The sequence below is a fragment of the Marinomonas spartinae genome, assembly GCF_900089775.1.
Classification (GTDB): domain Bacteria; phylum Pseudomonadota; class Gammaproteobacteria; order Pseudomonadales; family Marinomonadaceae; genus Marinomonas; species Marinomonas spartinae.
Genome location: NZ_FLOB01000001.1, coordinates 180,295 through 192,381 on the forward strand (window position 1 = coordinate 180,295; position 12,087 = coordinate 192,381).

Genomic DNA, 12,087 nt, shown 5'->3' on the forward strand with positions numbered 1-12,087 from the left:
AATATGTAGTAAAAAGTAAATAGCCAAACGAGGATAACACTCACCCTATCAAGTCAGGGCCGCCACCATTGTTATCTAACGTGCTTAGAAGCTCTCCTCACTCAGCATCAATCACAACAGAAGGCATATAACGTTTAAATTCGGTTCTTATGGTGCCCTCACCTGCTGGGGTTAACCAGAAGCGAACAATAACAAGCTGTCTTTCTTTGCCATCAATAGAGTAGTTCACGACCCAAGCTCGTTTCTGCTCTTCAATGCGCACCACACTGTCATAAGGTATCGATTTTTCTGCCACCATTTTAGAGGGTTTAATCGTAAAAAGATCATCCTTAAATACAACATAGGGCGTGTTTTGCCAATATTTCGCCGTCATATAACGAGATACCAACAAAAATAGCACTGGCAGCAATACAAAGTAATTGTTCATGTAAGCGCAAACCGCTAGCAAAGGAATACAAGACATCAACGCATAACGAAGGATTCGAAATGAGATATTCGCGCCTCGTTCGCCGTAAATAATCGTCTCTTTGTGATCTGCATTCATTGAATCTACCACCTAATTTCCTCTTGTTTATAGTGCTTAAAAAGTTCTCTTAATGTTCAACGTCAAAAAGCCGCAAATTGCTTCCTTTGGGTAACTCGCCAGACACCGCTATTTTCCTTAAGTCCACTATCAATTCGCCTTCTGCGCCAGTTTTTCCAACACCCGACTCACCGCCACAAAGCCAAAAGTTGCGGTCACCACAGTGCTGGCACCAAAGCCCGTATCGCAGTTCATTTTGGTTTCGCTATCGCCTTTTTGACGCTGCTCGCACACAGTACCATCCAGCTGAGGGTATTTCAGTTGCTCCAACGAATACACACACTCAATGTCAAAGCGACGTTTAAGATTACGTGAGAAATTATAGTGGCGACGTAGAAAATTGCGCAGCTTGGCCGCCAGTGGGTCTTGCTCAGTACGGGATAAATCGGCAATACGAATTTGCGTTGGATCAGTTTGTCCACCCGCTCCACCCACTGTAATGATCTTGTGCTTATTACGTTTACACCAAGCGATAAGTGCTGCTTTAGGCTTTAAACTATCAATCGCATCCACAATATAGTCAAACTTCTCGGACAGTAGCTCAGGGATGTTGTCAGGCGTGATAAAGTCTTCAATGCAGGTTACCTGGCATTCAGGATTAATCAGTTTTATACGCTCTTCCATAGCCTCCACTTTGGGCTTGCCTATATTGCCATCGAGAGCGTGGATTTGACGATTGGTATTGGTAACACACACATCGTCCATATCGATCAGCGTAATATGACCAATGCCAGAGCGAGCCAAAGCTTCTGCCGCCCAGGAACCCACTCCACCAATGCCAATAACACACACCTTCGCCTTAGAAAAGACCTCGTAAGCGGCATCGCCATACAAACGGCGAATGCCCCCAAATCGTTGATCATTTGTCACTTTTCACTCCTCACAGACAGATCGTTCTGCGCTTTTTTCTTTCAATACGTGTATTCTTTAACTCGATATGACGTCTGTCGTGATAAACATCAACATTAACCAACTGTGAGCGATATGATCGAGCAAACCTTTGAACAACTCGGCCTAACCCCAAGAGAATCTCTACTGTACCAAACCCTATTAAAATTAGGCCCCTCTTCTATCCGCGACATTGCTGAACACAGCGGCATTAACCGTGGTACCGCCTACGAATCACTTAAGCAATTGCAAAGCAAAGGAGTCGTCAGTTATTTCCCGAAAGGGAAAAGGCGGTTTTTTACGGCAGAAAATCCAGAGATCTTACTCAGCCTTGCGGAAGATCGGCGTCATCGTTTGGACAAAACCATTGAAACTCTCAAAACCACCATCATTCCCAACTTACATCAGCAACAGCCCGAGTATCATCACACTAATGTACGCTATTATGAAGGGGACGATGGCATCGAATGGGTATTACGCGATATTTTAAACGTCGTGTCGCAACAAGACCACAAAGAATATTGTGTGTTTTCCTCCAAACCGATCCGACCTTACTTATATCGCCCGTTTCCTAACTATACAAAACAGCGAGTGAAACTAGGCATCAACGTAAAAGTGATTGCCCTTGGAGAAGGGGGAGAAGAGGCGGAACTATCACAACGAAAATGGATTAAAACCGAAGGCTCCGTGGATGCCAGCTACATTGCGATTTACCCACCAAAATGTGCCATCATCTCTCTTGTCAGCAAAAACTTTCCATCGGCCGTAGTTTTAGAATCTAAAGACATCGCCAGCGCCCAACAGATTATCTTTGATACCCTTTGGAAGATGCTATGAGGTTACTCTACATAAAGTCTTAGTGGTTTTATGGAGCAAGATTGGAATAAAAAAGCAGCCATTCGGCTGCTTTTTTGATTTCAGGTTCCAGCGCGTCCCTTATTTGTGACGGAACTGCTGGATAGTACGCAAGCGCGCGACGGCTTCTGCCAATTCCGCTGTTGCACGAGAATAATCGACGTCTGATTTTTGGTTCGCTAAAAGCTCTTGTGCATGTTGCTTCGCTTTTAGTGCCGCTTCCTCGTCAAGATCTCTTGCACGAATAGCTGTGTTAGCCAAAACGGTAATGCTGTTCGGTTGAACTTCTAAGAAGCCACCAGACACGAAGATAAACTCTTCATCACCATTTTCTTTAACCACATGAACAGGACCTGGTTGCAACGTTGTCAGCAATGGAGAATGCCCTGGCATAATGCCTAGGCCACCATAGCTGCCTGCAGCCGAAAGAGACTTAACGACTCCGCTAAAGATCTCTTGCTCAGCGCTTACGATATCGCAGTGTACTGCTGTGATAGCCATAAGTTGCCTCTCTTAGTCAGGCTCAGTAAGAGCGCGTCGCGCCCTTACTATGCGTGATGGTTAAAGTTTTTTAGCTTTCTCGACGGCTTCGTCGATGCTACCAATCATGTAGAACGCTTGCTCTGGCAAGTCATCAAACTCACCGTCTAGAATGCCTTTGAAACCACGGATAGTGTCTTTCAAAGAAACATATTTACCTGGTGCACCAGTAAAGACTTCTGCAACGAAGAAAGGTTGAGACAAGAAGCGTTGGATTTTACGAGAACGGTTAACCGTTTGCTTATCTTCTTCAGATAGCTCGTCCATACCCAAGATCGCGATGATGTCTTTCAATTCTTTATAACGTTGCAATACCATCTGTACGCCACGAGCTACGTCGTAGTGCTCTTGACCGATAACTAATGGGTCAAGCTGACGAGAGGTACTATCTAGAGGATCGATCGCAGGGTAGATACCCAAAGAAGCGATGTCACGAGACAATACAACCGTTGCGTCCAAGTGAGAGAAGGTTGTTGCTGGCGATGGGTCAGTCAAGTCATCCGCAGGGACGTATACCGCTTGAACAGAGGTGATAGACCCTGTCTTAGTAGAGGTGATACGTTCTTGAAGAACACCCATTTCTTCCGCAAGCGTCGGCTGATAACCTACGGCAGATGGCATACGACCGAGCAATGCAGATACTTCGGTACCGGCAAGCGTATAACGGTAGATGTTATCGACAAAGAAAAGTACGTCACGACCTTCATCACGGAATTTTTCCGCCATGGTCAAGCCTGTCAAAGCAACACGTAGACGGTTACCTGGTGGCTCGTTCATTTGGCCGTATACGAGAGATACCTTGTCGATTACGTTCGAGTCAGTCATCTCATGGTAAAAGTCGTTACCCTCACGAGTACGCTCACCTACACCGGCGAATACAGAATAACCACTGTGCTCGATGGCGATGTTACGGATAAGCTCCATCATGTTTACGGTTTTACCTACACCGGCACCACCGAACAGACCAACTTTACCACCTTTCGCGAACGGACAGACAAGGTCGATTACCTTGATACCTGTTTCTAACAATTCGCTGCTAGCAGACTGTTCATCGTAGGAAGGCGCTTGACGGTGAATAGACCAACGCTCTTCTTCACCGATAGGGCCTTTTTCATCAATAGGGTTACCTAGAACGTCCATAATACGTCCTAGTGTTTTGGTACCTACAGGGACCGATACTGGGTGGCCAGTGTTATCCACTGTCAATCCACGTTTCATACCATCTGTAGAGCCCATGGCGATGGTACGAACAACACCGTCGCCTAGTTGCTGTTGCACTTCCAACACCAACTCTTTACCCTCGATAGTGAGGGCGTCGTATACTTTTGGCACATTGTCACGTGGGAATTCCACGTCAATGACCGCACCGATAATCTGTACGATTTGTCCGCTACTCATGTTCGGATCCTCTTAATACCTAAATACCTTAAACCGCTGCCGCGCCGCCAACTATCTCAGAAATTTCCTGAGTAATCGCTGCTTGACGAGCCTTGTTGTACACCAACTGCAATTCATCGATGATATCGCCTGCGTTGTCGGTTGCGTTTTTCATGGCAATCATTCGAGCGGCCTGTTCACACGCAATGTTTTCAACAACCGATTGATATACCTGAGACTCTATGTAACGAACCAATAACTCGTTCAAAATTTCAACGGCTTCCGGCTCATAAATGTAATCCCAATGGTGCTTTAACTCTGTATTCTCTTCTGGTTGCAATGGCAAAAGTTGCTCAACCTTGGGCTTCTGAGTCATGGTATTCACGAACTCATTAGAAACCACATATAAACGATCAATACGACCTTCATCAAATGCATCTAGCATTACTTTTACACTACCAACTAGATCGTCAGCTTTAGGTGCATCACCTAACCCTGTAAAAGCAGCTGCCACGTTTCCGCCGTAGTTACGGAAGAATGAAACCGCTTTAGAACCAATTGCACAGATATCAACCTGAACACCGGAATCAGAAAACTGTTTCATTTCTTTTAATGCGGCCTTGAACACGTTAACGTTCAAACCACCACACAAACCACGATCAGAAGAGACTACGATATAACCAACACGCTTCGCCTCACGCTCGGTAAGGTAACGGTGTTTATACTCAGGATTCGCGTTAGCCAAATGGCCAACGACTTGGCGAATTCGTTCCGCATACGGACGAGAAGCGGCCATACGATCCTGAGCTTTACGCGTCTTACTAGCAGCTACTTTTTCCATAGCACGAGTAATTTTACGCGTATTGTTAATGCTCGAAATCTGAGTACGTATCTCTTTTCCGACTGCCATAATAGAACTGCCCTTGTGAGAATGTTATTTCACAAACTGCAAAGTAACATTGGTGACGGACTAAACGAATATCCTATCACCAAGCTTATTACCAAGTTTGTGTCGCTTTAAACTTCTCGATTGCCGCTTTAAATGTCGCTTCAATCTCGCCGTTAAAATTGCCTGTTTTGTTGATGTCAGCCATCAGTTCAGCATGTTCGCTGTTCATGTAGCTAATCAACGCACTTTCAAAACTCGCAATCTTGCTTGTTTCAACATCTACAAGGTAGCCATCATTGGCAGCGTAAAGGACAATCCCCATATCCGCTACTGGCATAGGAGAGAACTGCTTTTGTTTCATCAGTTCTGTAACCTGTTTACCATGTTCTAGCTGTTTACGAGTTGCTTCGTCCAGATCAGATGCGAACTGAGCAAACGCAGCCAATTCACGGTACTGAGCTAAGGCTAGACGAATACCACCACCTAGTTTCTTAACGATCTTAGTTTGCGCGGCACCACCAACACGAGAAACGGAAATACCCGCGTTCATCGCTGGACGAATACCCGCATTAAACAAGTTCGTTTCCAAGAAAATCTGACCATCTGTGATGGAGATTACGTTGGTTGGTACGAAAGCTGATACGTCACCGCCTTGTGTTTCAATGATAGGCAAGGCTGTCAAAGAACCCGTCTGACCTTTCACTTCACCGTTGGTGAACTTCTCAACGTAATCAGCGCTAACGCGAGATGCACGTTCTAGAAGACGAGAGTGGAGGTAGAATACGTCACCAGGGTACGCTTCACGACCCGGTGGACGACGGAGTAGCAATGAGATTTGACGGTAAGCCCAAGCCTGTTTCGTCAAATCATCGTATACGATCAATGCATCTTCACCACGATCACGGAAGTATTCACCCATGGTACAACCGGTGTAAGGTGCTAGATACAGCATTGCTGCTGGATCAGAGGCACCAGCCACAACCACTGTGGTGTACTCCATTGCGCCTGCTTCTTCAAGCTTGCGAACAACGTTAGCGATAGTCGATTGTTTTTGACCAATCGCTACATACACACATTTAATTCCGCTGTCTTTTTGCGCAATGATGGTGTCGATCGCCAATGCGGTTTTACCGACTTGGCGGTCACCGATGATCAACTCACGCTGACCACGACCAACCGGTACCATGGAGTCAACAGCCTTGTAACCTGTTTGGATAGGCTGATCAACACCCTGACGCGCAATAACGCCTGGCGCAACTTTTTCAACCTTATCTGTCATTTGTGCATTGAGCGCGCCTTTGCCATCGATTGGATTACCCAATGCGTCAACAACACGACCAAGCAATTCAGGACCGACAGGTACTTCTAAAATACGGCCTGTACATTTTACTTTTTGACCTTCTACAAGGTCTTGGTATTGGCCCAGTACTACCGCACCTACAGAGTCACGCTCTAGGTTCAAGGCCATACCGAAAATACCACCAGGGAATTCGATCATTTCCCCGTACATAACATCTGCCAAACCGTGAATCAGAACGATACCGTCTGCCACGCTGACAATTGTGCCCTCATTTTGGGCATCTGAAGAGACATCAAGGTTCTCGATGCGCTTCTTGATAATCTCGCTGATCTCAGATGGATTCAGTTGCTGCATGCTACATTCCTCAACCCTGGTTTCAATTTAAGAAACACTAGGAGTTTATCGCCTCGGCCAGTTTCGTCAATTTACCACGAACTGAGCCGTCGATGATTAAGTCACTGGTACGGATAACCACGCCACCAATCAGGCTTGCGTCTGTTTCGTTAGTCAAGTTAATCGTACGATCCAACTTCTTCGCTAACGAATCGGCTAATGTCTGTGCTTGTTCTGCTGATAACTCAAAAGCAGACGTCAACTTAACATCGACGGCTTTTTCATAGTTCAGTTTGAACTGTTGAAATAATTCAGAAATCGCAGGTAACAAGAGTAAACGCTTGTTCTCTGCTAGGTTAAGCAAAAATGCCTTACCCTGTTCAGTCGTTATTTCTTCACAAACCTGTGCCAGAGCACTCGCCTTCTCTTGCGCACTAAAAGCAGGGTTTCCAAGCGCTGTTTTAAGCTTCGGTTCTTTTGTGACAGTCGCTAATATGCTTAGCATATTAGCCCATTCTGCAACATGACCTTGCTCACGAGCGACTTCAAAAGCTGCTTTGGCGTACGGCCGCGCGACTGTTTTAAGTTCAGCCATTAGATCCTCGCTTAAAGCTCTTTGGCGAGCTGTTCAACGATCTCGCTGTGTGCTTTTTCGTCAATAGTGGTGCCTAAAATTTTCTCAGCACCCGCAAAAGCAAGAGCAGAAACTTGTGCACGCAATGCTTCTTTGGCACGCACGACATCTTGCTCTATTTCAGCCTGAGCCGCTTCGCGAAGACGCTTGCCATCAGCAATTGCTTGCTCTTTCGACTCATCGATCAATTGGTTAGCACGTTTGTTAGCTTGTTCGATAATCTCGGCGGCATGTTCCTTGCTCTCACGTAATGTTTGAGCCGCTTTTTCTTCCGCTAACTCTAACTCACGTGCTGCTTGGTTTGCTGCTTCAAAACTATCCGCAATCTTTTTCTTACGCTCTTCGAGCGCTTGCATTATAGGTGGCCATACATATTTCATGCAGAAGGCGATAAAAATCACAAAAGCGATTGCTTGGCCTATAATGGTTGCATTGATATTCATGCCTGTACCTCGTATGTTTGTCCGCTAATGGGGGATTAAAATCTTAACCAGCCACGGCGAACAGAACGTACATAGCCAAGCCAACTGCGATCATAGGAACCGCGTCAACCAAACTCATTACGATGAAGAACTGTGTACGTAATAAAGGAATCAACTCTGGCTGACGAGCAGCCCCTTCCAAATATTTACCACCTAGAATACCGATACCAATTGCCGCACCTAGAGCACCTAGGCCTAACATTAGAGCACCAGCAATAAACAACAACGATTGTTCCATTTTTCTCTCCTATAAACTCAACGTAAAGTACAAATAAAAATCTAAATTAGTGATGTTTCTGATGAGCCATATCTAAGTAAACAATGGTCAACATCATGAAGACATAAGCCTGTAATGCAATAATCAAAATGTGGAATATTGCCCAACCTATCTGTAGCAAGCCGCTAAGAGGACCAAGAATCCACCCTGCGCCGAACATAATAGCCAGCAAGATAAAGATCATTTCGCCAGCATAGATGTTACCAAACAGACGCAATGACAATGAAACTGGTTTGGAAATCAGTGATACCAACTCCAAAACCAGGTTAATTGGGAATAACCATTTTGGGAACGGCTGGAACGCTAACTCACCTAAGAACCCACCCAATCCTTTTACTTTGATGCCGTAAAAGACCATTAAAGCAAACACAACCAATGCCATAGCAGATGTCGCATTGGGATCCGTTGTCGGAACCGCTTTAAAGAAGACGTGGTGTGGATCCGCACCAAATACATTTTCACCAACAAACACTGCAATTTGAGGTATTAAATCAACCATTACATCGTCAATCAGGTTCATCAGGAAAACCCAAACAAAAATGGTTAATGCAAGAGGAGCAACAAGTGGGTTGCGGCCAGAAAAGGAGCTACGAACGTTATCATCGACAAATTCGACGATCCATTCAGCAAAGTTGACTAAACCAGAAGGCACGCCAGAAGTGGCTTTCTTTGCAGCGCGACGGAAAAACCACATCATCAATACGCCAAGAAGAACGGACATCCCAATGGTATCAACATTGATAGACCAAAATCCCATATTGGCAGCTTCTTGAGCACTATGAGCAAAGCCCCAAGAGCCATCAGTATGCTGCCCAAAAGTCAGGTTCTGTAAGTGATGTTTAATGTAACCTGAAGAACTAACTGTTTCACTCGCCATTTACTAAACCTCAAATTCTTCTAAGCAATTGTTCAATTTTTATGTAAAAAAAATAACACAGCTTGTGTTATTACAAAGCTTGCCAATAAAGTAAAGGCTGTTAGTTTCAACAGCCCGAATCCCAATGCAAACATGATGAGAGTCCAACACCACCTCTCAATCATACAGCGGTATACTTTATTTAAATCTTTTCTTGGATCCGATTTGGCTGCTTTCGCAGCACGAACAAGATGCCATTTCTGTAACAACGAATTTCCTATGGCAATCGAGCCACCAAAAATCGCCGCCAGTGCATTTTCGGTCCCATGTACCCCATAAAACAATGCAACTAATACGGCTAAGACTAATACCTGAGAAACCAGTAGCTTATTGATAAGCTTTGTATTTAATCTTCTATCCATCAGGCTTTAGCACCATCCGCAGTGAGTCGTTGCAATTGCACCATGATGAGACAAACATGCGCCATTATAGTTCGATAACCAATAGGGTCAATCTTTAATTATTGCTTACACTAACCTTACATTTGTAGCAAAGCGTTAGAACATATGAATTCATGTCACAAATATTAAGGATGAGTAAATGCACAATTAAAAATCCGACGCATTATATGGGTAATATAAACGATGATCAACTTAAACCGATGTCAAAAAACACTCTCTGATTAAGAAGTTCAAGCAATGTTGTCGACTATAATCGGGCCAATTTATTTTTTCGAGAACAGTTCAGTTATCAATAATTCAAGGTGTTCAGGGTTACGATATTCGATCACCACCTTACCTTTTCCCTTTGCAGAAGGCTGAATTTTGACGGAAGCATTGATTTTTTGGCTAATTCGTTCCGCTTCAGCGCTTAAGTCAGGCAATTCAGGAACGGCTTTATCTTCTTTAATTGGCGATTGATAGCTTTTGACTAGACGCTCCGTTTCACGAACAGATAACGACTTTGTAACAACTTGTGAAGCGGCTTGAATTTGTTTGTCTTGCTCTAAAGGTAACAGCGCTCTGGCGTGACCCATTTCAATGTCGCCATGCTCTAATAAGCGACGAACTTCCGGCGACAACCCAAGCAAGCGGAGTAAATTGGCGACCGTAGAGCGGGATTTCCCCACAGTATCCGCAACTTCTTGTTGAGTCAGATGAAAGTCTTCAATCAAACGCTGCAGAGCTAACGCTTCTTCAACCGGGTTGAGGTCTTCACGTTGAATGTTCTCAATGAGGGCAAGCACAACAGCATCAGAGTCTCCTACATGACGAATAATGACTGGGACTTGAGTTAATTCAGCTAATTTAGCAGCACGCCAGCGACGTTCACCCGCAATAATTTCATATTGGTTAGTACCATTAGGGCGAACCACAATAGGCTGCATAATCCCTTGATTACGAATCGATACCGCCAATTCATCCAAGTGGGCAGGGTTCATATCACGACGGGGTTGAAACTTACCCTTAGAGAGCCATTCAACCGGTAAATAAGTCAGGCCTTTAATAGCCTCACTGTGCTCAGATAACTCAACGCTATCGGTCGGCGCTTTTTGTGGTGCCAGTAAAGCGTCTAGACCACGACCTAAGCCTCTTTTTTTCATCGTCATGTTTTAACCCTAATAGAAATAAGATCTTACTTGTTTTGCGTATTATCACGCAGAGCATTTACGGATAAATTCGCCAGCTAAGGCAAGGTAAGCAATGGCACCACGGGAGTCTTTTTCGTAATGTAGAACAGGTAACCCGTAACTTGGCGCTTCAGCAAGACGTATATTACGAGGTATCACAGTATCATACACCTTAGAGCCGAAATGTTTTTGTAATTGGCCCGATACATCGTGGGTCAAACTCGGGCGAGGATCATACATGGTTCTTAGAATCCCCTCAATTTCTAGTGACGGATTTAAGGCATGGGCAATACGCTCAATAGTTTGCAATAGCGCCGTTAATCCCTCTAGAGCATAATATTCACACTGAACAGGAATTAATACCCCCTGAGAGGCGGCCAAGGCATTGACCGTCAACATATTCAGTGCCGGAGGACAATCAAGCAGAATGAAGTCGAAGTCATTATCCACCTCATACAATCCCGCTCTTAAACGCGTTTCCTTGCTGGGTAGATCTAGCAAGGCGACTTCGGCGCCTGTTAAATCACCATTAGCAGGCAACACCCAATACTGACCAGGATTAGCCGTCTCTTCCATAACCGGTTTCATAACGTCTTTGACGCCATGGGTCCCCACTAAAACATCAAAGACGCTCGTCTCAAGCTCTTCTTTAATGAGCCCACTGCCAGTCGTGGCATTGCCCTGCGGATCAAGGTCGATTAAAAGCACACGTCGCTTCATCGCAGCCAATGAGGCAGCGAGGTTAACACAGGTCGTGGTTTTACCCACTCCCCCTTTTTGATTCGTGACTGCGATTATTCTCGCCATGCTATTATCCTTTACGCACCATAATGACCATATGACGTTCCGCCTGAATATTCGGTACATTCAGTGATTTAATGTCAACAACTTCCACTTCAGAAGGCAAATCAGCAAGCTCTTTATCTGGGTGTACCCCTTTCATAGCTAAAAAATCACCTGTGTCCTTAGGTAGTGGTAAGGTCCAGTTTATCATGTCTTGTAATGAAGCAAAGGCTCGTGAAATAACATGATCGTACTCACCTTGATGTGCGTGTTTTTCAACTCGCTCATTAGCAACTGTAACATTATCAATGCCCAGCTCCATTTTTACCTGAGTTAAAAAACGGGTTTTTTTGCCATTACTGTCTAGTAAAGTAAAGTGCTTTTCAGGGTAACAAATAGCAAGCACCATACCAGGTAACCCAGGTCCTGTCCCTACATCAATAATACGTCCACCTTTAATAAAAGGCAGTGTGGCCAGACTATCTAATAAATGCAATGAGATCATTTGATCAACATCACGGATTGCCGTGAGGTTGTATGCCTTATTCCATTTTTGCAACATGGCAAGGTAGTCTACTAGGGTCTGAATGGTCTTATCAGATAAATGGGCGCCCATTTGTAGGGCGCCTTTTTGAATGGCAGCAAAATGTGTCACAGTCG

Annotated in this window: 15 protein-coding genes; 1 reads left to right on the plus strand and 14 read right to left on the minus strand. The window is 44.8% G+C overall.

The annotated features are described in order from the left end of the window. Positions 1-97: 97 nt before the first annotated feature. Positions 98-544, minus strand: coding sequence for a hypothetical protein (locus MSP8886_RS00770; protein ID WP_067011723.1), 447 nt, complete (start codon positions 542-544; stop codon positions 98-100). A 129-nt stretch (positions 545-673) separates the two neighbouring features. Beyond that, the gene (gene tcdA / locus MSP8886_RS00775) at positions 674-1,453 is read right to left on the minus strand and encodes a tRNA cyclic N6-threonylcarbamoyladenosine(37) synthase TcdA (protein ID WP_067011725.1); all 780 of its coding nucleotides are present in this window, start codon (positions 1,451-1,453) and stop codon (positions 674-676) included. A 114-nt stretch (positions 1,454-1,567) separates the two neighbouring features. On the opposite strand from tcdA, the gene MSP8886_RS00780 reads away from it, so the two are divergent. Further along, a complete protein-coding gene (locus MSP8886_RS00780; protein WP_067011727.1) occupies positions 1,568-2,308 on the plus strand; it encodes a TrmB family transcriptional regulator in 741 nt (246 codons plus the stop codon). A gap of 99 nt (positions 2,309-2,407) precedes the next feature. Here MSP8886_RS00780 and MSP8886_RS00785 read toward each other — a convergent pair whose 3' ends face one another. From MSP8886_RS00785 to rsmG, 12 genes are all read right to left on the minus strand, one after another. After that, entirely contained in the window at positions 2,408-2,827 is a 420-nt protein-coding gene (locus tag MSP8886_RS00785) for a F0F1 ATP synthase subunit epsilon (RefSeq protein ID WP_067011729.1), read from the minus strand. A 60-nt stretch (positions 2,828-2,887) separates the two neighbouring features. Further along, on the minus strand, positions 2,888-4,264 hold the full coding sequence (atpD, locus tag MSP8886_RS00790) for a F0F1 ATP synthase subunit beta (RefSeq protein WP_067011731.1): 1,377 nt from the start codon (positions 4,262-4,264) through the stop codon (positions 2,888-2,890). 28 nt (positions 4,265-4,292) lie between these two features. Next, positions 4,293-5,153: a F0F1 ATP synthase subunit gamma gene (gene atpG, locus MSP8886_RS00795; RefSeq protein ID WP_067011733.1), complete on the minus strand. Its 861-nt coding sequence runs from the start codon at positions 5,151-5,153 to the stop codon at positions 4,293-4,295. An 88-nt stretch (positions 5,154-5,241) separates the two neighbouring features. Next, entirely contained in the window at positions 5,242-6,786 is a 1,545-nt protein-coding gene (gene atpA / locus MSP8886_RS00800) for a F0F1 ATP synthase subunit alpha (protein WP_067011735.1), read from the minus strand. A 37-nt stretch (positions 6,787-6,823) separates the two neighbouring features. Continuing rightward, complete coding sequence (locus MSP8886_RS00805; protein WP_067011737.1) at positions 6,824-7,360, minus strand: F0F1 ATP synthase subunit delta; 537 nt, start codon at positions 7,358-7,360, stop codon at positions 6,824-6,826. A gap of 11 nt (positions 7,361-7,371) precedes the next feature. Continuing rightward, positions 7,372-7,842 (minus strand): F0F1 ATP synthase subunit B, encoded by a 471-nt coding sequence (locus MSP8886_RS00810; RefSeq protein ID WP_067011739.1) that lies wholly within the window; start codon positions 7,840-7,842, stop codon positions 7,372-7,374. Between the two features lie 43 nt (positions 7,843-7,885). After that, positions 7,886-8,119, minus strand: a complete 234-nt coding sequence (gene atpE, locus MSP8886_RS00815) for a F0F1 ATP synthase subunit C (protein ID WP_067011741.1) — start codon at positions 8,117-8,119, stop codon at positions 7,886-7,888. Positions 8,120-8,165: 46 nt separating this feature from the next. Further along, complete coding sequence (gene atpB / locus MSP8886_RS00820; protein ID WP_067011743.1) at positions 8,166-9,035, minus strand: F0F1 ATP synthase subunit A; 870 nt, start codon at positions 9,033-9,035, stop codon at positions 8,166-8,168. A gap of 32 nt (positions 9,036-9,067) precedes the next feature. Continuing rightward, positions 9,068-9,436 carry an ATP synthase subunit I gene (locus MSP8886_RS00825; protein ID WP_067011745.1) on the minus strand — a complete coding sequence of 123 codons (369 nt, stop codon included), beginning with the start codon at positions 9,434-9,436 and terminating at the stop codon, positions 9,068-9,070. 302 nt (positions 9,437-9,738) lie between these two features. Continuing rightward, positions 9,739-10,623, minus strand: a complete 885-nt coding sequence (locus MSP8886_RS00830) for a ParB/RepB/Spo0J family partition protein (RefSeq protein ID WP_067011747.1) — start codon at positions 10,621-10,623, stop codon at positions 9,739-9,741. Positions 10,624-10,668: 45 nt separating this feature from the next. Continuing rightward, entirely contained in the window at positions 10,669-11,451 is a 783-nt protein-coding gene (locus MSP8886_RS00835) for a ParA family protein (RefSeq protein ID WP_067011749.1), read from the minus strand. A gap of 4 nt (positions 11,452-11,455) precedes the next feature. Next, on the minus strand, positions 11,456-12,082 hold the full coding sequence (rsmG, locus tag MSP8886_RS00840; protein ID WP_083200700.1) for a 16S rRNA (guanine(527)-N(7))-methyltransferase RsmG: 627 nt from the start codon (positions 12,080-12,082) through the stop codon (positions 11,456-11,458). Between the last annotated feature and the right edge of the window lie 5 nt (positions 12,083-12,087).

What these genes read in the sequence shown, in the direction of transcription:
- MSP8886_RS00770 (WP_067011723.1), bottom strand. Translation starts at nt 544, where the DNA reads ATGAATGCAGATCACAAAGAGACGATTATTTACGGCGAACGAGGCGCG.
- MSP8886_RS00780 (WP_067011727.1), top strand. Translation starts at nt 1,568, where the DNA reads ATGATCGAGCAAACCTTTGAACAACTCGGCCTAACCCCAAGAGAATCT.
- MSP8886_RS00785 (WP_067011729.1), bottom strand. Translation starts at nt 2,827, where the DNA reads ATGGCTATCACAGCAGTACACTGCGATATCGTAAGCGCTGAGCAAGAG.
- atpD (WP_067011731.1), bottom strand. Translation starts at nt 4,264, where the DNA reads ATGAGTAGCGGACAAATCGTACAGATTATCGGTGCGGTCATTGACGTG.
- atpG (WP_067011733.1), bottom strand. Translation starts at nt 5,153, where the DNA reads ATGGCAGTCGGAAAAGAGATACGTACTCAGATTTCGAGCATTAACAAT.
- atpA (WP_067011735.1), bottom strand. Translation starts at nt 6,786, where the DNA reads ATGCAGCAACTGAATCCATCTGAGATCAGCGAGATTATCAAGAAGCGC.
- MSP8886_RS00805 (WP_067011737.1), bottom strand. Translation starts at nt 7,360, where the DNA reads ATGGCTGAACTTAAAACAGTCGCGCGGCCGTACGCCAAAGCAGCTTTT.
- MSP8886_RS00810 (WP_067011739.1), bottom strand. Translation starts at nt 7,842, where the DNA reads ATGAATATCAATGCAACCATTATAGGCCAAGCAATCGCTTTTGTGATT.
- atpE (WP_067011741.1), bottom strand. Translation starts at nt 8,119, where the DNA reads ATGGAACAATCGTTGTTGTTTATTGCTGGTGCTCTAATGTTAGGCCTA.
- atpB (WP_067011743.1), bottom strand. Translation starts at nt 9,035, where the DNA reads ATGGCGAGTGAAACAGTTAGTTCTTCAGGTTACATTAAACATCACTTA.
- MSP8886_RS00825 (WP_067011745.1), bottom strand. Translation starts at nt 9,436, where the DNA reads ATGGATAGAAGATTAAATACAAAGCTTATCAATAAGCTACTGGTTTCT.
- MSP8886_RS00830 (WP_067011747.1), bottom strand. Translation starts at nt 10,623, where the DNA reads ATGACGATGAAAAAAAGAGGCTTAGGTCGTGGTCTAGACGCTTTACTG.
- MSP8886_RS00835 (WP_067011749.1), bottom strand. Translation starts at nt 11,451, where the DNA reads ATGGCGAGAATAATCGCAGTCACGAATCAAAAAGGGGGAGTGGGTAAA.